The sequence below is a fragment of the Streptomyces sp. NBC_00045 genome, from assembly GCF_045041095.1.
GTDB lineage: Bacteria > Actinomycetota > Actinomycetes > Streptomycetales > Streptomycetaceae > Streptomyces.
Genome location: NZ_CP108271.1, coordinates 3,611,310 through 3,634,206 on the forward strand (window position 1 = coordinate 3,611,310; position 22,897 = coordinate 3,634,206).

The 22,897-nt window shown below is 72.6% G+C and carries 22 protein-coding genes; 12 read left to right on the forward strand and 10 right to left on the reverse strand.

The features are described from left to right. Positions 1 to 94 precede the first annotated feature (94 nt). Positions 95 to 1,708, reverse strand: coding sequence for a FadD3 family acyl-CoA ligase (locus OHA65_RS16765; RefSeq protein WP_327283908.1), 1,614 nt, complete (start codon positions 1,706 to 1,708; stop codon positions 95 to 97). A gap of 86 nt (positions 1,709 to 1,794) precedes the next feature. Between OHA65_RS16765 and OHA65_RS16770 the strand changes: the two genes are divergently transcribed. Genes OHA65_RS16770 through OHA65_RS16780 form a run of 3 tightly spaced genes read left to right on the forward strand, consistent with a single transcriptional unit; the run spans position 1,795 to position 4,206 of the window. Next, positions 1,795 to 2,946 carry a lipid-transfer protein gene (locus OHA65_RS16770; protein ID WP_327283909.1) on the forward strand — a complete coding sequence of 384 codons (1,152 nt, stop codon included), beginning with the start codon at positions 1,795 to 1,797 and terminating at the stop codon, positions 2,944 to 2,946. Between the two features lie 10 nt (positions 2,947 to 2,956). After that, complete coding sequence (locus OHA65_RS16775) at positions 2,957 to 3,430, forward strand: OB-fold domain-containing protein (protein WP_327283910.1); 474 nt, start codon at positions 2,957 to 2,959, stop codon at positions 3,428 to 3,430. After that, positions 3,427 to 4,206, forward strand: a complete 780-nt coding sequence (locus tag OHA65_RS16780) for an enoyl-CoA hydratase/isomerase family protein (protein ID WP_328763056.1) — start codon at positions 3,427 to 3,429, stop codon at positions 4,204 to 4,206. Before OHA65_RS16775 ends, OHA65_RS16780 begins: the two co-directional genes overlap by 4 nt. On the opposite strand, the gene OHA65_RS16785 is transcribed toward OHA65_RS16780, so the two are convergent. Next, entirely contained in the window at positions 4,203 to 4,676 is a 474-nt protein-coding gene (locus OHA65_RS16785; protein WP_327283912.1) for a hypothetical protein, read from the reverse strand. The genes OHA65_RS16780 and OHA65_RS16785 overlap by 4 nt on opposite strands. Positions 4,677 to 4,924: 248 nt before the next feature. On the opposite strand from OHA65_RS16785, the gene OHA65_RS16790 reads away from it, so the two are divergent. Genes OHA65_RS16790 through OHA65_RS16800 form a run of 3 tightly spaced genes read left to right on the forward strand, consistent with a single transcriptional unit; the run spans position 4,925 to position 7,286 of the window. Further along, on the forward strand, positions 4,925 to 6,241 hold the full coding sequence (locus tag OHA65_RS16790; protein ID WP_327283913.1) for a hypothetical protein: 1,317 nt from the start codon (positions 4,925 to 4,927) through the stop codon (positions 6,239 to 6,241). Between the two features lie 32 nt (positions 6,242 to 6,273). Further along, the gene (locus tag OHA65_RS16795; protein WP_327283914.1) at positions 6,274 to 6,771 is read left to right on the forward strand and encodes a hypothetical protein; all 498 of its coding nucleotides are present in this window, start codon (positions 6,274 to 6,276) and stop codon (positions 6,769 to 6,771) included. Further along, positions 6,768 to 7,286, forward strand: a complete 519-nt coding sequence (locus OHA65_RS16800) for a hypothetical protein (protein WP_405762075.1) — start codon at positions 6,768 to 6,770, stop codon at positions 7,284 to 7,286. Before OHA65_RS16795 ends, OHA65_RS16800 begins: the two co-directional genes overlap by 4 nt. A 64-nt stretch (positions 7,287 to 7,350) precedes the next feature. Here OHA65_RS16800 and OHA65_RS16805 read toward each other — a convergent pair whose 3' ends face one another. From OHA65_RS16805 to OHA65_RS16815, 3 genes are all read right to left on the reverse strand, one after another. Beyond that, the gene (locus OHA65_RS16805) at positions 7,351 to 7,845 is read right to left on the reverse strand and encodes a peptidylprolyl isomerase (RefSeq protein WP_327283916.1); all 495 of its coding nucleotides are present in this window, start codon (positions 7,843 to 7,845) and stop codon (positions 7,351 to 7,353) included. 55 nt (positions 7,846 to 7,900) lie between these two features. After that, on the reverse strand, positions 7,901 to 10,303 hold the full coding sequence (locus tag OHA65_RS16810) for a PQQ-binding-like beta-propeller repeat protein (RefSeq protein WP_327283917.1): 2,403 nt from the start codon (positions 10,301 to 10,303) through the stop codon (positions 7,901 to 7,903). Positions 10,304 to 10,509: 206 nt separating this feature from the next. Continuing rightward, complete coding sequence (locus OHA65_RS16815; RefSeq protein ID WP_327283918.1) at positions 10,510 to 11,310, reverse strand: VOC family protein; 801 nt, start codon at positions 11,308 to 11,310, stop codon at positions 10,510 to 10,512. Between the two features lie 338 nt (positions 11,311 to 11,648). Here OHA65_RS16815 and OHA65_RS16820 point away from each other — a divergent pair, with 338 nt between their 5' ends. After that, complete coding sequence (locus OHA65_RS16820) at positions 11,649 to 12,296, forward strand: TetR family transcriptional regulator (RefSeq protein WP_327283919.1); 648 nt, start codon at positions 11,649 to 11,651, stop codon at positions 12,294 to 12,296. A gap of 110 nt (positions 12,297 to 12,406) precedes the next feature. On the opposite strand, the gene OHA65_RS16825 is transcribed toward OHA65_RS16820, so the two are convergent. Together OHA65_RS16825 and OHA65_RS16830 are read right to left on the reverse strand one after the other, a co-directional pair. Further along, complete coding sequence (locus tag OHA65_RS16825; protein ID WP_327283920.1) at positions 12,407 to 12,880, reverse strand: nitroreductase family deazaflavin-dependent oxidoreductase; 474 nt, start codon at positions 12,878 to 12,880, stop codon at positions 12,407 to 12,409. Beyond that, positions 12,880 to 14,082 carry an acyl-CoA dehydrogenase family protein gene (locus tag OHA65_RS16830; protein ID WP_371643860.1) on the reverse strand — a complete coding sequence of 401 codons (1,203 nt, stop codon included), beginning with the start codon at positions 14,080 to 14,082 and terminating at the stop codon, positions 12,880 to 12,882. Before OHA65_RS16830 ends, OHA65_RS16825 begins: the two co-directional genes overlap by 1 nt. Before the next feature lie 141 nt (positions 14,083 to 14,223). Here OHA65_RS16830 and OHA65_RS16835 point away from each other — a divergent pair, with 141 nt between their 5' ends. Further along, positions 14,224 to 15,417, forward strand: coding sequence for a thiolase C-terminal domain-containing protein (locus OHA65_RS16835; RefSeq protein ID WP_327283922.1), 1,194 nt, complete (start codon positions 14,224 to 14,226; stop codon positions 15,415 to 15,417). A gap of 347 nt (positions 15,418 to 15,764) precedes the next feature. On the opposite strand, the gene OHA65_RS16840 is transcribed toward OHA65_RS16835, so the two are convergent. Continuing rightward, positions 15,765 to 16,286, reverse strand: a complete 522-nt coding sequence (locus OHA65_RS16840) for a hypothetical protein (RefSeq protein ID WP_328763062.1) — start codon at positions 16,284 to 16,286, stop codon at positions 15,765 to 15,767. A gap of 105 nt (positions 16,287 to 16,391) precedes the next feature. Between OHA65_RS16840 and OHA65_RS16845 the strand changes: the two genes are divergently transcribed. Continuing rightward, positions 16,392 to 17,087 (forward strand): pyridoxal 5'-phosphate synthase, encoded by a 696-nt coding sequence (locus OHA65_RS16845; protein ID WP_327283924.1) that lies wholly within the window; start codon positions 16,392 to 16,394, stop codon positions 17,085 to 17,087. Positions 17,088 to 17,191: 104 nt separating this feature from the next. On the opposite strand, the gene OHA65_RS16850 is transcribed toward OHA65_RS16845, so the two are convergent. Further along, on the reverse strand, positions 17,192 to 17,617 hold the full coding sequence (locus tag OHA65_RS16850; RefSeq protein ID WP_405762078.1) for a Zn-ribbon domain-containing OB-fold protein: 426 nt from the start codon (positions 17,615 to 17,617) through the stop codon (positions 17,192 to 17,194). Further along, on the reverse strand, positions 17,614 to 18,066 hold the full coding sequence (locus OHA65_RS16855) for a DoxX family membrane protein (RefSeq protein WP_327283926.1): 453 nt from the start codon (positions 18,064 to 18,066) through the stop codon (positions 17,614 to 17,616). Before OHA65_RS16855 ends, OHA65_RS16850 begins: the two co-directional genes overlap by 4 nt. Positions 18,067 to 18,252: 186 nt before the next feature. Here OHA65_RS16855 and OHA65_RS16860 point away from each other — a divergent pair, with 186 nt between their 5' ends. The 3 genes from OHA65_RS16860 to OHA65_RS16870 all read left to right on the forward strand — a co-directional run bounded on the left by OHA65_RS16860 (position 18,253) and on the right by OHA65_RS16870 (position 22,892). Beyond that, positions 18,253 to 19,464, forward strand: coding sequence for an NAD(P)/FAD-dependent oxidoreductase (locus OHA65_RS16860; RefSeq protein ID WP_327283927.1), 1,212 nt, complete (start codon positions 18,253 to 18,255; stop codon positions 19,462 to 19,464). A 209-nt stretch (positions 19,465 to 19,673) separates the two neighbouring features. Continuing rightward, positions 19,674 to 21,908, forward strand: coding sequence for an acetate--CoA ligase family protein (locus OHA65_RS16865; protein WP_327283928.1), 2,235 nt, complete (start codon positions 19,674 to 19,676; stop codon positions 21,906 to 21,908). A gap of 177 nt (positions 21,909 to 22,085) precedes the next feature. Next, the gene (locus OHA65_RS16870; RefSeq protein ID WP_327283929.1) at positions 22,086 to 22,892 is read left to right on the forward strand and encodes an enoyl-CoA hydratase-related protein; all 807 of its coding nucleotides are present in this window, start codon (positions 22,086 to 22,088) and stop codon (positions 22,890 to 22,892) included. Positions 22,893 to 22,897 lie beyond the last annotated feature (5 nt).

Genomic DNA, 22,897 nt, shown 5'->3' on the forward strand with positions numbered 1-22,897 from the left:
CAGTAGCCGATGATCACGACCGGCTACCTATCGGACGGACCTGCCTGCGGGCTCCGGGTGCTGCGGGAAATGCCGACTGTTCCCCCCTTCTGGCCTATTTCTTCGCGCGCAGTTCCCGCTTGAGGACCTTTCCGCTCGCGTTGCGCGGGAGCTCCTCGACGAACTCGACGGTGCGCGGGACCTTGTAGTTGGCCATCTCCCTGCGGGACCAGGCGATCAGGTCGTCGGCGGTGAGGGTGGAGCCCGGGCGGCGCACGGCGTAGGCCTTGCCGACCTCTCCGAGGCGGGGGTCGGGGACGCCGACGACGGCGACGTCGGCGATGTCGGGGTGCAGGCCGAGGAGTTGTTCTATCTCGGCGGGGTAGGCGTTGAACCCGCCGACGATGAACATGTCCTTGATCCGGTCGGTGATGCGCAGGTTGCCGTCGGTGTCGAGGACGCCGACGTCACCGGTGCGCAGCCAGCCGTCGGGGGTGATGGCCCCGGCGGTTTCGACGGGCTCTTCGAAGTAGCCCTGCATGACGTGGTGGCCGCGGACCCAGACCTCGCCGGCCGTGCCGGCGAGCTGGGCGTACCCGTGCTGGTCGGCGATCTTGACCTGGGTGTCGGGGATGGCCCGTCCGGAGGTCGAGGCGATGGTTTCGGCCGGGTCGCCGCGGCGGCACATCGTGACGATGCCGCTGGCTTCGGAGAGCCCGTACGCGGTGAGGACGGTGGAGATGTGCAGTTCGCCGCGGAGCCGTTCGACGAGCCGGAGGGGGACGACGGCGGCGCCGGTGACGACCAGGCGCAGGGCGGACAGGTCGTGGTGGTCGCGCTGGGGGTGGTCGAGGAGGGACTGGTGGAGGGTGGGCGGGCCGGGGAGTACGGAGATCCGTTCGGCGGCGATGTTGGCGAGGACGGTGTCCACGTTGAAGACGGGCTGGGGGACCATCGTGGCCCCGCGCATCAGGCAGGCGATGATGCCGGCCTTGTAGCCGAAGGTGTGGAAGAAGGGGTTGACGATCAGGTAGCGGTCGCCTTCTCGCAGTCCGGCGAGTTCGCTCCAGACGTCGTAGCAGCGCAGGGACTGGGCGTGGGTGATGACGGCGCCCTTGGGACTGCCGGTGGTACCCGAGGTGAAGATGATGTCGGAGGGGGCGTCGGGGCGGATCGACGCGGCGCGTTCGCGCACGGTGTCTGCGCTGATCCGGTCCCCGCCGGCCAGGAAGTCCTTCCAGGTGCGGAAGTCCTCGGGAGCGTCCTCGGCGAGGACGACGACCTGTTCTAGGTGCGGCAGTCCGGGCAGCGGGCCGCGGCCCTGCCCTTCGGCGGCGGCGCGGCGCAGGGAGGCGACGTACGACGTGCCGAGGAAGGTGCCGGTGACGAAGAGGAGCCTGGCCCGGCTGCGCCGCAGCACGTACGCGGCTTCAGAGCCTTTGAAACGGGTGTTGAGGGGGACGAGGACGGCGCCCGCCGAGACGGCGCCGAGTGCGGAGACGATCCATTCCAGGGTGTTGGGGGCCCAGACGGCGACCCGGTCCCCCGGCTCGACCCCGGCGGCGATGGCGGCGGCCGCGGCACGTTCGACGCGCCCGCCGAGCTGCGCGTAGGTGATGCGGACGCGTCCGTCCACGACGGCCTCGCGGTCGGCGTACCGTCCGGCCGCCTCGCGCACCAGTCCCGCGATGCTGCCCCAGCGCAGATCCCCCCGCGCGTCTTCGCTCATCGCACACCCCTCCCGGTAGCTGACTATCCGTCAGATTAGCTGTAGCCTTCGCGGCTGTCAGTACTGGTGCAGCCCCGGAGGTGGCGATGGCGGCAACACTCAAGGACGCTACGGCGATAGTCGGGATAGGCCAGACCGCCTTTGCCAAACGGCTCCCCGAGTCCGAGAAGGAATTGGCCTGCCGTGCGATCCTCGCGGCCCTCGCGGACGCCGGGATCGCCCCCTCCGAGGTCGACGCGTTCTCCTCGTACACGATGGAGGAGACCGACGAGGTCGAAGTGGCCAAGGCGATCGGCGCCGGCGACGTCACCTTCTTCTCCAAGATCGGGTACGGCGGCGGCGGCTCCTGCGCCACCGTCGGCCACCTCGCGGCCGCCGTCGCCACCGGGCAGGCGAGCGTCGGCGTCGCCTGGCGCTCGCGCAAACGCGGCTCCGGCCCGCGCCCCTGGAAGAACACCGCCGTCCAGCTGCCCACCCCCGGACAGTGGACGCGCCCCTTCGGGCTGCTGCGCCCCGCCGACGAGATCGGCATGCTGGCCCGCCGGTACATGCACGAGTACGGCGCCACCCGCGACCACCTCTTCAACGTCGCCATGGCCTGCCGCAACCGGGCCAACGAGAACCCGGCCGCGATGATGTACGAGCGCCCGCTGACCCGCGAGATGTACATGACCTCCCGCATGATCAGCGAACCGCTCTGCCTCTTCGACAACTGCCTGGAGACCGACGGGGCCCTCGCCTGCGTGATCGTCTCCGCCGAGCGCGCCCGGGACTGCCGCCAGAAGCCCGTGTACGTCCACTCCGTCGCGCAAGGCCTGCCGGCCCAGCACCACGGCATGGTCAACTACTGGAACGACGACCCCCTGTCCGGCCCCGCCTGGACCGCCGCCCGGCACCTGTGGAAGCACGCCGACTTCGGGCCGCAGGACGTGGACGTGGCCCAGATCTACGACGCCTTCACCCCGCTCATCCCGCTGTCCCTGGAGGGCTACGGCTTCTGCGGGCGCGGCGAGGGCGCGGCGTTCACCGAGGGCGGGTCCCTGGAGATCGGCGGGCGGCTCCCGATCAACACGGGCGGCGGCGGCCTGTCCGAGGCGTACGTGCACGGCTTCAATCTGATCAACGAGGGCGTCAAACAGCTCCGGGGCAGCTCCACCGCCCAGGTGCCGGACGCCGCGACCTGCCTGGTGACGGCGGGCGAGGGTGTCCCGACGTCCGCGATCCTGCTGCGATCCTGAGGAGCCGATCATGACCGCCGACACCACCGCCGCCGTGGGCGCGGCCCGCACCGAAGAGCTGCTCCTGCCCGTCCCCGACGAGGACGGCGCCCCCTTCTGGGAGTACACCGCCCGGGGCGAACTCCGCGTCCAGGCCTGCACCGCCTGCGGCCGGCTCCGCTTCCCGCCGAGACCGTGCTGCCCGCACTGCCAGTCCTTCGACTCCGAGTGGCGGGCGATGTCCGGCCGCGGCCGCATCTGGTCCTACGTACGGCCGCACCCGCCACTGCTTCCCGCGTACGCCGCGCAGGCCCCGTACAACGTGATCCTCGTGGAGCTCGCCGACGCCCCGCACATCCGCCTCGCCGGGAACCTGGTCACCTCCCCCGACGCCCCGCTGGGCTCCGTGGACCCCGCCCGGTTGCGCATCGGGGCCCGGGTCCAGGTGGTGTTCGCGCAGACCGGCGGGTTCACCGTGCCGCGCTGGGTGCTGGAGAAGTCGTGACGGTGCGGGTGGAGCGGGACGGGGCGAGCGGGGTCGCGGTCGTCACGCTGGACCGGGAGCGCAAGCACAATGCGATCGACCTGGCGACGGCCGCCGAACTCACCGAGATCTGGCGGGAGTTCCGACACGCGGAGGACGTCCGCGCGGTCGTGCTGACGGGAGCGGGCCCGGCCGCGTTCTGCACGGGCATCGACCGCGGCGTCACCGTTGCGCAGCCCGCCTCCCCGTACTCGGTCGACGACCCGCTGCTGTCCGTCGGCCCGAAGGCGAACGACCTGTGGAAGCCCGTGGTCGCGGCCGTCAACGGCATGGCGTGCGGTGGGGCCTTCTACCTGCTGGGCGAGTCGGAGTTCATCGTCTCCTCCTCGGCCGCGACGTACTTCGACCCGCACACGACGTACGGGATGGTCAGCGCGTACGAGGCCGTGTACATGGCGCAGCGGATGCCGTTCGGGGAGGCCGCCCGGATGTCCCTGATGGGGACGGCGGAACGGCTCTCCGCGCAGCGGGCGTACGAGATCGGTCTGGTCTCGGAGCTGACTGCGCCCGAGGAGCTGCTCCCGGCGGCGCTGCGCGCGGCGGGGACGCTGGCCGGGTATCCGACGGAGGCCGTGCAGGGCACCGTACGGGCCCTGTGGTCGGCGAAGCAGGCAGCGTTGCAGCAGGCCCTGGCACAGGCCCCGGCGCTGATTTCGCTGGGCAACCTGCCGCCGGAGCGGCAGGCGGACCTGTTCGCGGGGCGCCGGGCGGCGGCGCCGGAGCCGCGGGTGCGCTAGTTGATCGTGCCGAGGGCGCAGCCGGTGACCTCGGCCGCCTTGTCCTTCTGGACCATCGCGGCGGTGACCGTCTGGGTTTCGCGGGCCTTGAGCGACACCCGGACGGAGGTCCGCTCCACGACGCCGGACGCGCCCTGGAAGACGACGGGGACGTCGATGAGGCGCGCGGTGTCGACGTCCGAGGTCACCTTGAGGACGGCCTTCGGGCTGCCGGGGCCGGCGCAGGTGACGACCTGGGCGTGTGCGGGCGGGCCGGCGCTCTTGCTGGGCGACGGCGTCGACTTCCCGCTGCCATTGCTGTTGTTGGTGTTGCTGTTGTTGCTGTCGTAGCTACTCCGCTTCTTGGAGCCGGAGCATCCGCCGCCGCTGCCGCTGCTCTTGCTGCCGTGCCCGTGCGACGAGAACCCGGTGAGCGCGAACACGACGGCGACCAGCACCGCGGTGAACCTGATCCGACGTCCGGCCACCATGGCTCGATCTCCTCCCCTGGACAACGGCGGGCCACGCTATCACCGCTCGTGCGCCGGGGGATGGGGCTGCGCGGCCCGTCTCGTGCAGGAAACGTGAGGGGTCACCTGGCGCTTGGCCCGTTCACAGTTGCCATGCATATGATCAAACCTGGCCACCGGGGAGGCATGCCCATGTCCGGATCCTTGCGGCGCGGTGGAAACTGATCATGCTGTAACAGGGGGATGCAGTGTTGACCTACTCCGAAGTCATGACCACGGATCTGGGCCTGTTGGCGACGGCCGCCGGCAAATGGGACTCCATGGCCGGCGAGCTGAAGAAGGTCGAAGGCCGCTACGGCGAAACCGTCCAGAAGGTCACCATGGGCGACACCTGGGTCGGCGTCAGCGCCGGCGCCGCCCACTCCCGGTTCGACGCGACGCGGTACGAGTACGCGGCCGCACAGACCCAGGCCAAGGCGATCGCGAGCCTGTTGCGCGACGCGCACACCCAGTTCACCGACCTGAAGAAGAAGCTGGAGAGCGCCCGCGACGACGCGATAGCCGCCGGCATGACGGTCTCCGAGGGGGGCAACGTCGCCTTCGACTACGGGAAGCTGACGCCCTCCGAGCGCAGCGCCTACCACCACGACCCCGACGGCCAGAAGACGATCACCGAAGCCGTCAGCAAGTGGCAGAAGCACATCGACGACCGTGTGAAGGCGTTCGACGAACTCGACCAGAACGTGAAGCTCGCGCTGAGCGCCGAAGTCGTCGACAGCAACAAGGACGCCCTGGGCAAGGGCGCCGACGAGACGCTCGACGGCTTCAACGCCGGCGCCGAGGGCAGCCTGGACAAGGCCGTGAAGGACGCCAAGGCGGCCAAGGTCGACGAAGCGGACGTCAAGACGAAGGAAGACTCCGTCAAGGTGACGGGGCCCGCTGCCGGCGTCACCGTCACCGGTGTCAAGAACGGCAAGGAGGGCCAGGTCAAGGCCTATGCCGACCTCTTCCACGCAACTGCGAAGGGGGAGACGACCATGGGCGGGATCAAGCTCTCGGGCGTCGACGACTTCGTCGTCGGAGCCCGCGGCTCCGCGAGCTACGGGTTCACCGACAAGGGCCTCAGCGGCAAGGCGGAGGTGTCCGCCGGGGTCCGTACGCTGACGAGCGTCAACGCCGAATACGGATACCTCGGCGCCAACGGGCGCGTCGAGGGCTTCGCCGGCGGCGAGGCCCAGGCCACCTTGGGCGTCGGCAAGGACGGTCTCAACGCCGGTGCGAAGGCCTTCGCCGGCGCCAAGGCCAGCGCCGCCGGCGGCGGTGAGCTCGCCGGGATCGGCGCCGGCGGCACCGCGGAGGGCTGGGTCGGTGCGGGCGCCGAGGCCAAGGCCACGTTCGGCAAGGGCGACGACGGCAAATGGCACATCGGCGGCAAGGTGGGCGTCGCCCTCGGCGTCGGCGGCTCCGTGGGCGCCGAGTTCACGGTGGACCCCGACAAGGTGGGCGACGCCTTCGGTGATGCGGCCGACGCGGTCGGGGACTTCGCGGGCGGGGTCAAGGACACCGTCGGCGGATGGTTCGACTGATGTACGTTTCCTAGGAAGGAGGGCCCGAGAAAATGCCCACGACACTGCCCGTACCCATCGAATTCAGCCTGCCGGAGGACTGGCAGGCAGCCCCTCCGGACGAGGTCGGCGCGCCGGACGTGGCGTTCATCGCGCTGCACCCGCACCCGGATGCCGGGTTCACCGCCAACATCACCGTTGACGGCGACTTCATGCCGGACGGGACGACGCTGGAGGAGCTCGCCGACGCGTCGGCGGTGCGGGTCCGCGCGATCGCGGAGACCGCGGAGATCGTCGGCCGCCGCGCGATCGGCTCCCCCGGTGCACCGGGCCTGACCCAGCGGCTGACCCTGTCGGCCGTCGTCGCCGGGGTCCACCGCGACCTCGTCCAGACGCAGGTGTACATGACCGTCCAGGACACCGAGGACCCGCACAGGCGCGCGATGATCCGGACGGTGCTGACCGCCACCGCGGCGCAGCACGACAGCGTCCTGGGAGACTTCCAGGACTTCCTGCGCACGGTGCGCCCGGACACGAAGACGGCGGAATGACGATGGGCCTCTTCAACAAGCTCACCGGCACCCGGCGCCCCGACGCCGGTATCGCGCCGCGGAGCGCCGCGGAGGTCCGGGAATCGCTGCTCGCGGTCAACGCACCGGACAAGGCGTACGTCGTGCGCAACGCCCGCCCCGCGGAGAACGCCGACCTGGTGGCGGAGTGGCGGATCCTCGATCCTTCCTGGCACACCTTCTTCTTCGCGTCGCAGCTGGAGCGCACCCTCAAGATCCGGATGCGGCTGGTCGGCGACAAGCGCGAGGTGCGGGCCCTCGACGAGCAGCTGGAGGTCAGCTGGGTCGGGGGGACACCGAGGCTGGCCACGGGAGCGGAGTACAGCCGCGGCCAGGTGACCACGGTCTCGAAGCGGTGGACGATCGAGAAGGGCCCCGACGGCAAGCGGGGCCTGACCGAGGACTTCGGCTTCGACACGGGTCAGCTGAAGGACCCCCTGCGCGAGGCGGTCCTCGCCGCGGGCTGGACCTGGCGCGGGGTGCTGCTCAAGCTGTGACCACGTGGCGGCGGCCCCGGCCCCCGGTGAGGGGGCGGGGCCGCCGAGCCCGTGCGGGTGGGGATCAGGCCTCGACGGTGCCCGAGGCCGAGATCTCGATCTTGCCGCGGGTGCCGCCCGAGGGGGTGCCGAGCTTCTCGATCTGGTCCACGATCTCCTTGCCCTCGACGACCTCGCCGAAGACGACGTGCTTGCCGTCCAGCCACGAGGTGACGACGGTGGTGATGAAGAACTGCGAGCCGTTGGTGTTGCGGCCGGCGTTCGCCATCGACAGCAGGTACGGGCGGTCGTGCTTCAGCTGGAAGTTCTCGTCGGCGAACTTCTCGCCGTAGATGGACTTGCCACCGGTGCCGTTGTGGTTGGTGAAGTCACCGCCCTGCAGCATGAACTGCGGGATGACGCGGTGGAAGCCCGAGCCGGCGTAGCCGAAGCCGTTCTGGCCGGTGGCCAGCTCGCGGAAGTTGCGCGCCGTCTGCGGGACGACCTCGTCGAAGAGGTTGAAGACGATGCGGCCGGCAGGCTTGCCGTCGATGTTGATGTCGAAGTAAACGTTGCTCATGGGGTCCATCCTGTCACTCCAGGTGCTGCGCGCGACCCGGCGGGTCCAAAACCCCTCACCCGGCCGTACGCGTCCCCGTCCCCTTGGCGGCGTCCAGGGCGTACACGCAGCGGTCCTTGCTGCATGCGTAGACCACGCCCGCCTCGGCCACCGGGGCGCCCGTGATCTCGCCGCCCGTGGCCAGCTTCCAGCGCAGCTGGCCGCCCGCCGCGTCCAGGGTGTAGAGGCAGTGGTCGGCGGAGCCGAAGTGCACCCGGCCGTCCGCGACCGCCGGCGGGCCGGTGATCTCGCCGCCCGCGGCGAACCGCCACTTCGGGGTGCCGGTGACCGCGTCGAGCGTGTACAGCGCGCTGCCCGCACCCAGGTGGACGTTGCCGTTCGCCACCAGCACCGGGTCCGATGACGGCCGCGGCTCGGTGGCGATGCGCCACCGGTCCTTGCCGGTGGCCGCGTCCAGGGCGTACACGGTGCCCAGGTAGTCCGCGAGGTAGACCCCGCCGCCGGTGACCGCCGCGCCTGGCGCGAACGCCGGGGCGGCCAGGAACACCGCGGGGGCCTCGAAGTGCCAGCGGACCCGGCCCGAGGCCCGGTCCACGGACAGCACGCGGGTGCCGGCGGCGACGTAGACGTTGCCGTCCGGGGCCGGGGTGACCCGTACCGGGACGTTGCCGCAGGAGGCCGCGTCGCCGACCGGGTACGACCAGGCCTCGCGGCCGCTGCGGGCGTCCAGGGCACGCAGCCGCGCGTCCTGCCACACGTACACCGTGCCGTCGTGCAGGACGGGGGCCGCCTCCGGGGTCTCGAAATCGCTCTGGGCGCCGGTCAGCTCCCACAGCTTCTGACCGTTCGAGGCTTCCCAGCCCTGCACGCCACCGCCGCGCGTCGCGGTGACCACGGTGCCCCGCTCGGCGCGCACCGCGTACACCCAGGCGTCGGTGTTCAGCCGCCACCGCTCCGAGCCGTCGCCGGCGTCGAGCGCGTAGAGGGACGGGCCGTCGGAGGCGTGGATGCGGCCGTCCGCGACGGCCATGGACCAGGCGACGTCGCGGGTCTTGAACTGGCGGCGGCCGCTGGCCACGTCCAGTGCGTGCACCTCGAAGGAGGTCACGTACAGCAGGTCTCCGGCGACGGTCGGGGTACCCCAGACCTCGTTCGACATGCGGAACCGCCAGGGCCGCCAACGGCCGCTGTCCGGGGCCGGGCCGGGGCTCGGCACCACGGCCGATGCCGAGGAAGAGGCCGGGGCAACCGCTGCACCGCCGGGCGGGCGGACCCAGCCGGTCGCCGAGTCCGCGGAGGCGGCGTGCGCGGCGGGGGCCGCGGCGCTCGCGCGCGGCCCGGGCCCGATCGGCACGGGGGAGCCGCCGAGCAGCACCGGCTCGCCGGACGGCGCGGGGGACGCCGGCCTCGGCGGGTGCTGAGGGCGCTGGGGCACGGCCTGCCCGGTCCGCGGGTCGACCCAGGAGTCGGCGCCGCCGCGCGGCTCCCGGCGGTGCGTGGCGGCCTCGGCGGCGCGCCCCGCGGGGCGGCCGGGCGCCGGGACCGGCGGCGCGGCGGCCGTACGTTGCCCCGCCCGCCGGGCCTCGATCATCGCGACGGCCCGGCCCGGCAGCCACGCCGAGGCGGTGCCGCTGTCGTCGCCGCCGTCGAAGAGGTGCGGGGCGAGCTGCGCCTGGAGGTCGGCGGGGGTCGGGCGCTGGGTGGCGTCCATCTGCATGCAGGAGTCGATCAGGGGCCGCAGCTCGTCCGGGAGCCCCTCCAGGTTGGGCTCGTCGCGCAGCAGCATGAACACCGTCTCCACCGGGTTGGCCCCGTGGTACGGCGGATGTCCGGTCGCGGCGAAGACCAGCGTCGAGCCGAGGGAGAAGACGTCACTGGCGCCCTTGACGCTGCGGGAGTCCTTCGCCTGCTCGGGCGACATGTACGCGGGTGTGCCGACGGCGACGTTCGTCATGGTCAGGCGGGTGTTGGAGACGCCGCTCGCGATGCCGAAGTCGATCACGCGCGGGCCGTCCTCGACGACGAGCACGTTGGACGGCTTCAGGTCGCGGTGGACCAGGCCGGCGCCGTGGATGGACTGCAGGGCCTCGGCGATGCCGGCGGCGAGCCACCGTACGGCCTGGGCGGGCATCGGCCCGCACTCGTTGACGATCTCCTCCAGGGAGGGCGCCGGGACGTACGCGGTCGCCAGCCACGGCACGGCGGCCCGCGGGTCGGCGTCGACCACGGCCGCGGTGTAGAAGCCGGACACGGCACGCGCCGCCTCCACCTCGCGGGTGAAGCGCACCCGGAAGAGCTGGTCCTCGGCGAGCTCGGTGCGCACCGTCTTGATCGCCACCCGGCGCCCCGATGCCGACCGTGCGAGATAGACCAGCCCCATGCCGCCGGCGCCGAGCCGTCCCAGCACCTCGAAGGGGCCGATCCGTCTCGGGTCGTGCTGCGTCAGCTGCTCCACCACTCGCCTCCACACCTCCCCGTACGGGCCCTTGCCTGGCCCGTTCCACCTGCACGCGCGCCGGCACGGCGGTCGGCCCCGTGCAGCGTCTCACCCCGGGCGCCGCCCGGGGTCGCGCAACCCCGATTCTGTCAGGCCCGCGCACGGGCCGTGTCGTCACAGTCCGGGCGGGGCGGACGGACGCGGGAGACGCCGCGGCCCGGCGGCCCCTACGCCGTCGGCCCCGCGGGGGCTTCCGAGAGCAGCGCGAACACCGCGCCCTGGTTGTCGGCGACGACCGCGATCCGCCCGTAAGGCGTGTCGAAGGGGTCGGCGGTGACGCGGCCGCCGAGCCGCTTCACCGTCGCGACGGACCGGTCGCAGTCCGGTACGGCGAAGTACACGAGGAAGTGCGCCGGCATGACCTCCGGGAAGGCGTCCGTGATCAGGCTGCGCCCCAGGACGGCGGTCTGCGCCCCGGGCCGGCTGCCGGGCGGGGACCACAGCCGGTACTCGACGCCCGCGCCGGCGTCGTCCTGGTCCTCGGGGACGTAGCCGAAGACGTTGGCGTAGAAGACGTCGACGGCGTCGCGGGCCCGCGTGTAGAGCTCGCTCCAGCAGTACGTGTACGGCTCCTGCTGGGCTTCGAAGCCGTGGTGGGTGCCGGGCTGCCACAGGCCGAAGACGGCCCCGCCGGGGTCGGCGGCCAGCGCGGCGCCCCCGTACGGGCCCACCGGCTGGGGGTCCATGACCATCTGGCCGCCGGAGGCGCGGATGCGGGCGGCGCACGCGTAGGCGTCGGAGGTGTACAGGTAGATCCCCCAGACGGTGGGCATGCGGCCGTCGGGTTTGGGAGCGAGGGCGGCGACGTTGCGGCCGCGGCTGTAGGCCTGCGTGTAGCCGCCGTATTCGGGGCCGGCGCCGGGGCCGAAGGTCCACCCGAAGAGCTCACCGTAGAAGCGCTTGCCCGCCTCGACGTCCGGAAGCGAGGCGTCCACCCAGCAGGGTGTGCCCTCCGCGAATGCGGCCATGGCCCGTTTCCTTCCGTTGTGCCCCTCGGCCATGATCTGCCCGAAAACTTGTCCACAGCCTGTTGACAAGACTAATCGGGGGATTTCGAGAGGAAGCGGGCGGGGTGGACGGGGCGTCGATCGCCCGATTTCGCACAGGATCCACCCGGGATCCGCCCTGGTCCCGCCCGGCACGTACCCGGAACGCACACCTCCTCGGCGGCTCGCCCGTCCGGGACCGCACGGAACCAGCCGCCCGCGGCGGCGTGGGGCCCGGCCTTCACCCAGGCCAGGTGTCGGGTAACCCCATTTGCAGGCGGCCGAATCGCGCGCAGATCACCCCTCGGTAAGCTGACGGCATGACAGGACAAGTACGCACCGTCGACGGCCGCGTGGCCGGCCGGCGCGGTCAGGCGACGCGGCAGAAGCTGCTCGACTGCCTCAGCGAGATGCTCAGCTCCTCGCCGTACCGCGACGTCAAGGTGATCGACGTCGCCCGCAAGGCCGGCACCTCGCCCGCGACCTTCTACCAGTACTTCCCGGACGTCGAGGGCGCCGTCCTGGAGATCGCCGAGGAAATGGCCACGGAGGGCGCGCAGTTGACGGCGCTCGTCGAGGGCCGCAACTGGGTCGGCAAGGCCGGCTGGCAGGCCGCCGAGGAACTCGTCGAGGGTTTCCTGGACTTCTGGCGGCGCAACGACGCGATCCTGCGGGTCGTCGACCTCGGTGCAGCCGAGGGCGACAAGCGCTTCTACAAGATCCGCATGAAGATCCTCAACTCCGTCACCAACTCCCTCACGGAGTCGATGAAGGAGCTCCAGGCCAAGGGCAAGGTCGACAAGGACCTCAGCCCGGCGGCGATGGCGGGTTCGCTGGTCGCGATGCTGGCCGCGGTCGCCTCGCACCAGAAGGGCTTCCAGACCTGGGGCGTCAAGCAGGCCGAGCTCAAGCCGAACCTGGCGCTGCTCGTCCACTTGGGCGTCACGGGCAAGAAGCCGACCAAGTGACGGCGGACCCGCCACGGGTCCGCCGCCCTCCCCCTCTCCCTCCCCCTCTCCCTCTCCCTCTCCCCTCCCTGCTCACTTTCCGCCGTCGAACCTTCGGCCGTCCGCCGCGATCAGCGACGCTCCAGGCGGAACAGCCGGATCTCGCGCTCGATGCGCGCCTGGTACGTCGCGTACGGCGGCCAGAACCTCAGCACGGCCTGCCACGCCGCCGCGCGTTCCTCGCCCTCCAGTAGCCGGGCCCGTACGGCGATGTCCTGGCCCTTCCAACTCACGTCCGCGTCAGGATGCTTGAGTAGGTTCCCGGTCCAGGCCGGGTGCCCGGGGCGGCCGAAGTTGGAGCCGATCAGGAGCCAGCTGACGCCTCCCTCCTCCGGCATGCAGGCGAGCGGCGTGGTGCGCGGTTCGCCCGTCTTGGCGCCCTTGGCGGTCAGGATCACGCCGGGGAGCATCTGGGCGCTGAGCATGACCTTGCCGCGGGTCAGCTTGTGCACCGCCTTGTCCATGGCGGGGATGAAGTGCGGTGCGATCTTGGCGAACAGCATGGTCGAGGAGACCTTCTGCATCAGCTTGACGCCGGGTGCCATCAGACGGCCGCCTTCTCTTGTGGGGTGGCGAACAGGCCCGCGCGGTGGGCGGCGTGCGCCCGCAGCCGGTGGACGGGACCGAACAGCAGCTCGTCGGCCGCAGCCCGTTTGAAGTACAGGTGCGCGTCGTGCTCCCAGGTGAAGCCGATGCCGCCGTGCAGCTGGATCGCCTCGGCCGCCGTGATGCGCAGGGCTTCCAGGGCCTGGGCGAGGGCGAGGCCGCCCTGCCGCGGGTCCCAGGCGGCGTAGTAGGCCGCCGAGCGGGCCGCCTGCACCTGGACGTAGAGGTCGGCGAGCCGGTGTTTGACCGCCTGGAACGAGCCGATGGGCCGGCCGAACTGCTCGCGCTGGCGTACGTAGTCCACGGTGCGGGTCAGCGCCTGACCGGCCGCGCCGGCCGCCTCGGCGGCGAGGGCCGCGGCGGCGGTGCGCCCCGTGGCGGCCAGTGCGGCGAGGACGGCGTCGCCGTCAGCGCTGCCGCCGGTATCGGTTCCGAGCAACTCTGCCGGGGCGTCGCGGAGTTGGATGCGGGCCTGCGGGCGGGTCTCGTCCAGGGTGGTCTGCCGCGACCGGACGAGCCCGGGGGCGTCCTCCCGTACGAGGAACAGCAGGGTCCGGCTCCGGGCGAAGCCGCCGGTGTGCGCGGTGACCAGCAGGAGGGAGGCGCTGTGGCCGTCGAGGACCTGCGCGGCCTCCCCGTACAACCGCCAGCCGCCGTCGTCGCCGGTCCGGGCCTGCACCCCGCCCGCCCGGCCGCCGCCGGCCCACTCGCCGGGGGCGTTGTCGCCCGTCAGGGCGAGGGCCGTGGACAGTGCCGGGCCGGGGACGGCGAGGGCCGCGGTGAGCCCGCCGGCGGCGAGCGGCGGGAGCAGTGCGGAGCACTGGGCCGTGGTACCCAGGGTGGTGATCAGCGGTACGGCGAGCGCGGCGGTGGCCAGCAGCGGCGAGGGAAGGAGCACCCGCCCGGTCTCCTCGCAGGCCAGCGCCAGGTCGGCGGGGGTGCAGCCGACGCCCCCGTACTCCTCGGCGACGGCGATGCCCGGCAGGCCGAGCTGCTGTGCGAGCTGCCGCCACAGCTCGCGGTCGTGTCCGGCGGCGGTGCGGACGGCGGCTTTGACCTCGTCCGGGCCGCAGCGTTTGCCCAGGACCTCGCGCAGGGTTCGGCGCATCTCGTCCTGCTCCGCGGTGAAGGCGGCATCCATCGTCGGGCTCCTTCCCGTATCTGACGGGCCGTCATGTTAGGGCGGGCGACGAGAGATGCACAGGGGTCGGAGTCCTCGGGTCACCGGCGATGCGCAGGCGTGGACTAGAAACTGACTGAGCGTCAGATGTACCGTCTCCTCATGCCTGGACCCACAGCTGCACCTCGCAACGGACGCCGCCGGGTCGCCGTCGTCGGCGTCGCCCTTTCGGACTGCGGCCGGGTGGACGGCCCCACCCCGTACGCCCTGCACGCGCAGGCCGCCCGGCGCGCCCTGGCCGACTCCGGCCTGGACCGCTCCGTCATCGACGGCTTCGCCTCGGCGGGCCTCGGCACGCTCGCCCCCGTCGAGGTGGCCGAGTACCTGGGGCTGCGCCCCACCTGGGTCGACTCCACCTCGGTGGGCGGATCGACCTGGGAGGTCATGGCGGCGCACGCGGCGGACGCGATAGCCGCCGGCCACGCCAACGCCGTCCTGCTCGTCTACGGATCGACGGCGCGCGCCGACATCAAGGCACGGCGGCGCACCTCGAACCTCTCGTTCGGGGCGCGGGGGCCGCTGCAGTTCGAGGTCCCGTACGGGCACACGCTGATCTCCAAGTACGCGATGGCCGCGCGCCGCCACATGTACGAGTACGGGACGACGCTGGAGCAGCTCGCCTCGGTGGCGGTCCAGGCCCGCGCGAACGCCGCGGGCAACCCGGACGCGATGTTCCGCGACCCGATCACGGTGGACGAGGTCCTGTCCGGCGAGATGATCGCGGACCCCTTCACGAAGCTGCACTGCTGCATCCGCTCGGACGGCGGCTGCGCGGTGCTGCTGGCGGCGGAGGACCACGTACCGGACACGGCGAAGGAGCCGGTCTGGATCCTGGGCTCGGGCACCTCCGTCTCCCACACCACCATGTCGGAATGGGAGGACTTCACCGTCTCCCCGGCGGCGGTCTCGGGCCGGCTGGCCTTCGAACGGGCGGGCCTCACCCCGGCGGACGTGGACATCGCGGAGATCTACGACGCGTTCACGTACATGACCCTGGTGACCCTGGAGGACCTCGGCTTCTGCGCGAAGGGCGAGGGCGGGGCCTTCGTGGAGAAGGGCCGCCTCCTACGGGACGGGGAACTGCCGGTCAACACCGACGGCGGCGGCCTCTCGGCCTGCCACCCCGGCATGCGCGGGCTGTTCCTGCTGGTCGAGGCGGTCCGCCAACTCCGCGGCGAGGCGGGCCCGGACCGCCAGGTCACGAAGAGGAACGGCGCCCTACCGCAGATCGCCCTGGCCTCGGGCACGGGAGGCTGGTTCTGCTCGTCGGGAACGGTGATCCTGGGACGGGGGTGAGGGCCGCCTCACCGGGACCACCACCCGGCCGGCCGACGTTCGAGGCGCGGGCCCCAGGGGCGGCGCCCCGCACCAAGTCAGCCCCGCCGGCGATTGAGGCGCGGGGGCCCGGGGGCAGCGTCCCGCACCAAGTCAGCCCCGCCGGCGATTGAGGCGCGGGGGCCCGGGGGCAGCGCCCCCGCAACGGCGCGGCACCAAGTCAGCACCACCGGCGTTCGAGGCGCGGGGCCCGGGGCCGCCCCCTGCACGGCGCGGCACCAAGTCAGCCCCGCCGGCGCTTGAGGCGCGAGGTCCGCCCCCGGGGAACGGCGGGGCGAGCCGGCACCCGGCCCCGGCCGAGCTCACGTTCAGTACTGCCAGCGGGGCTGACTGCCGTCCAGCCGGCAATAGATCAGGCGGCCGTTCTCGGCGTGCGTGGACCTGCCCAGGTCGGCCTTGCGGCAGAACTGCCCCGCCTTGTAGCAGTTCCCGGCGTTCGAAACGATCTCGCAGGTGCCACTGGCGGGTTCGGCCGGCGCCTTCGTCGGCGCCTTGGTGGCGGGCGGGCGCGGCGTGCCGGCGCCCTCGCGGGTGGGGGCCGGCTTCGCGTCGGGCGTCTGCACGGCCGGCTCGGCGGTCGTGGGCGCGGGCGTCGGGGTCGCCGTGGGAGTGGCGGACGGCGACGGCGGCGCGGAAGTCGGTGTCGGCGTCGGGGTCGCCGTGGGCGTCGGGGTCGCGGACGCCGACAGGCTCGGCGGCGGCGACACGGCAGGGCCACCGCCGTCCGCCGGGCCGCAGGCCACTGCCGTGCAGGCGACCAGGAGGGCCACCGCCGCGCGCCGCAGCGCTCCGCCACGTATCGCGTTCGTTCTGCTGCCGCTGTTGCGCATGTTGGGCCCCCACCTCAAGTCGTTGAAGGCTGCACATCATAGGAACGGCGGAGGCTTCGAGTCCGGCGAACGCCGAAGCTGCTGCGATGGTGTTCGATGGGCGGCATGACCCGCGAGATCACGAGCGACGAGACGGCCGAGATCGAGGCGTTCCACACCACCCTGCACTCCCTGCGGGTGTGGGACGGCCCGCTACCCTCCTTCGATCCGCAGGCCGCACCGGCCGAGCCGCTGGCGCTGTTCCGGGAGTGGTTCCTGCACGCCGCGGGCGCCGGGCAGCCTGAGCCGCACACGATGAGCCTGGCCACGGTGGATGCCGACGGGCGGCCCGACGTGCGGATCCTGATGCTGCACGACGCCGACGGGCACGGCTGGCACTTCGCTTCGCACGCCACCAGCGCCAAGGGCCGCCAGCTCGCCGGGCACCCGGACGCCGCGCTCGCGTTCTACTGGTCGACGGTGGCCCGGCAGGTCCGGATCCGCGGCCGGGTCGCCGCCTGCGGGCCGCAGGAGAGCCGGGCGGACCTGGCGGTCCGCTCGCGGGGTGCGCTCGCTGCGGCGCTGACGGGCCGCCAGAGCGAGGTGCTGGGCTCGGTGCAGGAGCTGGCGCAGGCCTCGGCGGCCGCCTGGGAGCGGGCGGGCGCCGAGCCGGACGCCCCGGCCCCGACCTGGACCCGGTACGTGCTCGACGCCGCCGAGGTGGAGTTCTTCCAGGGCGACGCCGCACGGCGGCACGTCAGGCTGCGCTACCGCCGGACCCCGGACGGCTCCGGCTGGACGCGCGAGCTGCTCTGGCCGTAGGGGTCGACCGTGCCGTCCGCCACCCACGGGCCGGCACGGCACGAGCCGGCACCGCACGACACGAGCCGGCACAGCACGGCACGGCACGGTCAGGCCCTGGCCGGTCAGGCCGTCGCGTGCGGCCCGGGGCGGAAGACCGCGATCAGGATGCCTTCCGCCGCTTCGCGGAAGGCCACCTGCAACGGCATGCCGATGCACAGGTCCGGCGGGGCGCAGTCCACGACCTCGGTCATCATCCGGGGGCCTTCGGCCAGGTCGACCACGGCCGCCGTGTACGGGACGCGCGTCCCGAACGGCGGGAGGTCGTTGCGGTGGATCACCGACCAGGTGTAGAGGGTGGCGCGTCCGCTCGCAGGCTCCCAGGTCACCCGGTCCTCGCCGGCCCAGCAGTACGGGCAGAACTCCCGCGGATAGTGGTGGGCCCGTCCGCAGTCCGCGCAGCGGCGCAGCAGGAGCAGGCCCTGGGCGGCCGCCTCCCAGTAGGGGCGGGTGAAGTCGTCGGTCTCGGGGAGGTCGTGGCGGGTGTTCACAGGAAGAGTCCCGTCGCCGCGTCGAGGGACCAGGTCTGCCAGGCCATGGCGAAGAGGGCGACGAGCGAGATGAGCGCCATCATCGCGTTCTGGCCCTGTTCGGCCCAGTCGTGGATCATCAGGATCAGGTAGAGCAGGTTCAGGAGCAGGCCGCCGACGAGGGCGATCGGGGTCAGGAAGCCGAGGACCAGGCCGAGGCCCAGGGCGAGTTCCGCGTAGACGACGACGTGGGCCATCAGGCGCGGGCGCGGCTGGACGACCTTCTCGAAGCCGCCCTTCACGAACGGCCAGCGGTGCTTTCCGGCGACGTCGGCGGCCCAGGCGATGCCGGTGCCGCGTTCGAACCAGCCCTTCTTGTCCTTGTGCCGCCAGCTCTCCAGCCACCACAGGCCGAGGCCTATCCGGAGCACGGCGAGCCACTCGGCCCCACTGAGCCAGACGGTCTGCATCGACCTCTCCCTTCAATCTGACGGCACGTCAGTTCAGCGGATGCCGGGCGATCGCGCAAGGGTTCCGGCCGGGCCCGGCCGGGGGCCGTGATCGATCCGCAATCGATTCCCTCCTCGTCCGAGACCCAACAACGCTGTGTGTCTATACGCTCACTCTTCATGCCCGGAGTCCCCACAGCCCCTGACATGTCCACCCAGCCCCGCCCGGTCTACGTGATCGGCGCCGGCCCCGGAGGCCTCGCCGCGGCCGCAGCGCTGCGCGCCCGCGGGGTGCGTGCGGTGGTCGTCGAGAAGCACGATGCCGTCGGCGCCTCCTGGCGGGGGCACTACGACCGGCTGCACCTGCACACCACCCGACGGCTCTCGGCGCTCCCGGGGCTGGCCATGCCGCGCCGGTTCGGCCGGTGGGTCTCGCGGGACGACGTGGTGCGGTACCTGGAGAAGTACGTCGAGTTCCACGAGCTGGAGATCGTCACCGGGGTCGAGGTGACGAGGATCGATCCGGCCCCCGGAGGGGACGGCTGGCTCCTGCACGCCACCGGTGGCCGGGTCCTCGACGCCCGGGCGGTCGTCGTCGCCACCGGGTTCAACCACACGCCCGCACTGCCCGACCGGCCGGGCCGCGACACGTACGCCGGAGAGCTGCTGCACGCCCGCGACTACCGCAACGCCGCGCCGTACGAGGGCCGGGACGTGCTCGTCGTCGGCGTCGGCAACACCGGCGCCGAAATAGCCGTCGACCTGGCCGAGGGCGGGGCCGCGCGGGTGCGGCTCGCCGTGCGCACCGCCCCGCACATCGTGCGCCGCTCCACCGCGGGCTGGGCCGCGCAGCGCACCGGGATCATGGTGCGGCGGCTGCCGGTGCGGCTCGTGGACCGGCTCGGTGCGCTCGTCGCCAAGGCGTCGGTCCCCGACCTGACGGCGTACGGGCTCCCCCGTCCCGACACCGGCCTGTACAGCAGGGTCAAGGAGGGCGCGGTCCCGGTCCAGGACGTCGGTCTGATCGACGCCGTGCGCACGGGCAAGGTCGAGCCGGTCGCCGCCCTCGCCTCCTTCGAGGGCGGCGAGGTGGTGCTCGCGGACGGTTCGCGGATCGCCCCGGACGCGGTGATCGCGGCCACCGGCTACCGCCGCGGCCTGGAGGGCCTGGTCGGGCACCTGGACGTGCTCGACGAGCGCGGGCGCCCCCGTACGCACGGCACCCGCACCCCCGCGCAGGCCCCCGGCCTGTACTTCACCGGGTTCACCAACCCCATCAGCGGAATGTTCCGCGAGATGGCCCTGGACGCCGAGAAGATCGCCCGGGCCCTGTCCCGCCGGCTCAGCCCCCAGGTCGGGCGGCAGCCGTCCGAGGCGCTGCCGGACACCGGCCTGCGCCCGGTCGACCCGCTCGCGTAGTCGGTCACACGGCCGCTCGCCCGCCCGCCCGCGCCCGCTCACAGAACAGTCCGAATCCTGCCCTGGACCCACCCCGAAGGGATCTGTCACCGTTCCACACACCACCTCCACCACCTTTCCTGCGCAGCACTGTTCCTGACGGCGCGTCAGTTCAGTAATCTGACTACGCGTCAGTTATTGGGCTTCATCGAGCAGGAGCGGGCGGAACGATGCTTGGATCTACTCACGGCACCCTCACCACCGACTTCCGCGCACGTGTCGAGGCCTGCGGGGAGACCCCCAGGACGGCCGTCCATTCCATGGCGGCGCCGTCCTCCGAGGACACGGTCGCGGTGGACGTCAGCGGACGGCCCCTGCACGCCGACGTCCCCGACCTGGACCGGTTCTTCCGGCCCGAGTCCGTGGCCGTCATCGGCGCCTCCGACGCCGAGGGCAGGCCGAACACCGGCATCACCCGCCAGCTCGTCGCCTGGGCGGAGCGCGTCGGCGCCCGGATCCACCCCGTGCACCCCACCCGCCCCACCGTCTTCGGCCTGCCCTGTCACGCTTCCGTGGCCGACCTGCCCGAACAGGTGGACCTCGCCGTCCTCCTCGTCGGCGATCCGCTGCCGGTGATCGAGGAACTGGCCGAGGCCAAGGTGAAGTTCGCCGTCGCCTTCGCCTCCGGCTTCGCCGAGACGGGGGACGAAGGGGCCGCCGCCCAGGCACGGCTCGCCGCCGCCGTCCGGCGGTCGGGCCTGCGCCTCCTGGGCCCCAACACGAACCTCAACGCCTTCGAGGAGTTCCGCGACGACCTCGACGGCCCGGCGATCGCCCTGATCACCCAGTCCGGCCACCAGGGCCGGCCCGTCTACACCCTCCAGGAACTGGGCATCCGGCTCTCCCACTGGGCTCCCACGGGCAACGAGGCCGACCTCGAAACCTCCGACTTCATCTCCTACTTCGCCGAACAGCCCGAGGTCGGCGCCATCGCCTGCTACGTGGAGGGCCTCAAGGACGGCCGGTCCTTCCTGCTGGCCGCCGACCGGGCCGCCCGGGCGGGCGTCCCCGTCGTCGCCGTCAAGGTCGGCCGCACCGAGACCGGCGCCCGGATGGCCGCCTCCCACACCGGGAAACTGACCGGCGCGGACACCGTCGTGGACGCCGCGATGCGCCAGTTCGGCGTCATCCGCGTCGACGGGCTGGACGAGCTCCAGGACACCGCGGCCCTGCTCGCCCGGGCCCGCAAACCGCAGGCCGACGGGGTCGTCGTGTACTCCATCTCCGGCGGCACCGGAGCCCACTTCTCCGACTTGGCGACCGAGGCCGGACTCAGCCTCCCCACCCTCTCCCGGGCCAAGCAGGACGAGCTCCACCAGTGGATACCGCAGTACCTGAACGTCGCCAACCCCGTCGACAACGGCGGCCACCCGGTCGGCGACTGGCGCGGCCGGAAGATCATCGACGCGATCCTCGCCGATCCGTCGGTGGGCGTACTGATCTGCCCCATCACCGGGCCCTTCCCGCCCATGAGCGACAAGCTCGCCCAGGACCTGGTGGACGCGGCCGAGCAGAGCGACAAACTGATCTGCGTGGTCTGGGGCTCCCCCGTCGGCACCGAGGAGGCCTACCGCACCACCCTGCTCGGCTCTTCCCGGGTGGCCACCTTCCGCACCTTCGGCAACTGCATCACCGCCGTCCGCGCCTACCTCGGCCACCACCGCTTCACCGCCGCCTACCGCTCCCCCTTCGAGGACGCCCCGCGGACCCCGTCCCCCTCGTACCGCAAGGCGCAGGCGCTCATGCGCCCGGGCCAGCAGCTCAGCGAACACGCGGCGAAACAGCTGCTGCGGGCCTACGGGATACGGGTCCCCCGCGAGCAGCTCGTGACCAGCGCGGCGGCCGCGGTCCGGGCGGCCGGCCTGGTCGGCTACCCGGTGGTGATGAAGGCCTCGGGGCCGCAGCTCGCACACAAGACGGAGCTGGGCCTGGTCAAGATCGGCCTGACCTCGGCCAGCCAGATCCGGGACGCCTACCGGGAGCTGACGGACATCGCCCGCTACGAGAACGTCCCGCTCGACGGCATCCTGGTCTGCCAGATGGTGGAGCGCGGGGTCGAGATGGTCGTCGGCGTCACCCAGGACGACCTCTTCGGCCCGACCGTCACCGTGGGCCTCGGCGGGGTCCTGGTGGAGGTGCTGCACGACGCGGCGGTACGCGTCCCGCCGTTCGGCGAGGACCAGGCCCGCGCGATGCTGACCGAACTGCGCGGCCACGCCCTGCTGGAGGGGGTCCGGGGGGCGCCGCCGGCCGATGTGGACGCCCTGGTGGAGGTGGTCCTGCGGGTACAGAGGATGGCGCTGGAGCTGGGGGGTGTCCTCTCCGAGCTGGACATCAACCCGTTGATGGTCCTCCCCCGGGGGCAGGGGGCGGTGGCCCTGGACGCCCTGGCCATCTGCCGCTGAGCGCCGATGCGCGGCCCCGCCCCGCCCTTCTCCCGTTCCCCGGGGTCCAGCCCCGGACCCCGCACGGGTGCGGCACCGTGCGGGGGCTGGACCCCGGTAGCGGCGTCGCAGGCGAACGGGGGTCCGGGGCTGCGCGCTCCCACACCAACCACCTCACCCCGAGAGGGAGTTCCATCCATGACCAGCGACGGCACTGCCGACGAAGTCCTGCACCGCATCGAGAGCGGCGTCTCGTGGATCACCCTCAACCGGCCGGAGGCCATGAACGCCGTCACCCGGGACCAGCGCGAGCGCGTCATCACCCTGCTCGGCGAGGCCTCCGCCGACCCCGCCGTGCGGGCCGTCGTCATCACCGCCACCGGCAAGGGCTTCTGCGCGGGCGCCGACCTGCGCGGCGCCCCCGCGACGCCGGGCGAGCGGATCGCGGGCGACGTGGCCCGCATGATCCGGCTCGGTGCGCAGCGCCTGATCACTGCCGTGCTCGACTGCGAGAAGCCGGTCCTCGCCGCCGTCAACGGCACGGCCGCCGGCATCGGCGCGCACCTCGCGCTCGCCTGCGACCTGGTCATCGCCGCCGAATCCGCCCGGTTCATCGAGGTGTTCGTCCGCCGTGGCCTGGTCCCCGACGGCGCGGGCGCGTACCTGCTGCCGCGTCTGGTCGGCCCGCAGAAGGCCAAGGAGCTGATGTTCTTCGGCGACGCCGTCCCGGCGGCCGAGGCCGAGCGGCTCGGCCTGGTCAACCGGGTGGTGCCGGGCGAGGCGCTGGAGGCCACCGCCCGGGAGTGGGCGGACCGCCTCGCGCAGGGCCCGACCCGCGCCCTCGCGCTGACGAAGCAGCTGGTCAACGCCTCCCTGGACGGCGGCCGGGCGGCCGCACTGGCCGCTGAGGCCACCGCTCAGGAGATCAACATGAGCACCGCCGACGCGAACGAGGGCGTGGCGAGCTTCGTGGAGCGCCGCCCGCCCAAGTACCTCGGGCGGTAGCCGCG

Excerpts from the sequence above, each read along its gene's own strand:
- OHA65_RS16765 (WP_327283908.1), bottom strand. The coding sequence starts at position 1,708 with ATGAGCGAAGACGCGCGGGGGGATCTGCGCTGGGGCAGCATCGCGGGA.
- OHA65_RS16770 (WP_327283909.1), top strand. The coding sequence starts at position 1,795 with ATGGCGGCAACACTCAAGGACGCTACGGCGATAGTCGGGATAGGCCAG.
- OHA65_RS16775 (WP_327283910.1), top strand. The coding sequence starts at position 2,957 with ATGACCGCCGACACCACCGCCGCCGTGGGCGCGGCCCGCACCGAAGAG.
- OHA65_RS16785 (WP_327283912.1), bottom strand. The coding sequence starts at position 4,676 with ATGGTGGCCGGACGTCGGATCAGGTTCACCGCGGTGCTGGTCGCCGTC.
- OHA65_RS16790 (WP_327283913.1), top strand. The coding sequence starts at position 4,925 with ATGACCACGGATCTGGGCCTGTTGGCGACGGCCGCCGGCAAATGGGAC.
- OHA65_RS16795 (WP_327283914.1), top strand. The coding sequence starts at position 6,274 with ATGCCCACGACACTGCCCGTACCCATCGAATTCAGCCTGCCGGAGGAC.
- OHA65_RS16800 (WP_405762075.1), top strand. The coding sequence starts at position 6,768 with ATGACGATGGGCCTCTTCAACAAGCTCACCGGCACCCGGCGCCCCGAC.
- OHA65_RS16805 (WP_327283916.1), bottom strand. The coding sequence starts at position 7,845 with ATGAGCAACGTTTACTTCGACATCAACATCGACGGCAAGCCTGCCGGC.
- OHA65_RS16815 (WP_327283918.1), bottom strand. The coding sequence starts at position 11,310 with ATGGCCGCATTCGCGGAGGGCACACCCTGCTGGGTGGACGCCTCGCTT.
- OHA65_RS16820 (WP_327283919.1), top strand. The coding sequence starts at position 11,649 with ATGACAGGACAAGTACGCACCGTCGACGGCCGCGTGGCCGGCCGGCGC.
- OHA65_RS16825 (WP_327283920.1), bottom strand. The coding sequence starts at position 12,880 with ATGGCACCCGGCGTCAAGCTGATGCAGAAGGTCTCCTCGACCATGCTG.
- OHA65_RS16830 (WP_371643860.1), bottom strand. The coding sequence starts at position 14,082 with ATGGATGCCGCCTTCACCGCGGAGCAGGACGAGATGCGCCGAACCCTG.
- OHA65_RS16835 (WP_327283922.1), top strand. The coding sequence starts at position 14,224 with ATGCCTGGACCCACAGCTGCACCTCGCAACGGACGCCGCCGGGTCGCC.
- OHA65_RS16840 (WP_328763062.1), bottom strand. The coding sequence starts at position 16,286 with ATGCGCAACAGCGGCAGCAGAACGAACGCGATACGTGGCGGAGCGCTG.
- OHA65_RS16845 (WP_327283924.1), top strand. The coding sequence starts at position 16,392 with ATGACCCGCGAGATCACGAGCGACGAGACGGCCGAGATCGAGGCGTTC.
- OHA65_RS16855 (WP_327283926.1), bottom strand. The coding sequence starts at position 18,066 with ATGCAGACCGTCTGGCTCAGTGGGGCCGAGTGGCTCGCCGTGCTCCGG.
- OHA65_RS16860 (WP_327283927.1), top strand. The coding sequence starts at position 18,253 with ATGTCCACCCAGCCCCGCCCGGTCTACGTGATCGGCGCCGGCCCCGGA.
- OHA65_RS16865 (WP_327283928.1), top strand. The coding sequence starts at position 19,674 with ATGCTTGGATCTACTCACGGCACCCTCACCACCGACTTCCGCGCACGT.
- OHA65_RS16870 (WP_327283929.1), top strand. The coding sequence starts at position 22,086 with ATGACCAGCGACGGCACTGCCGACGAAGTCCTGCACCGCATCGAGAGC.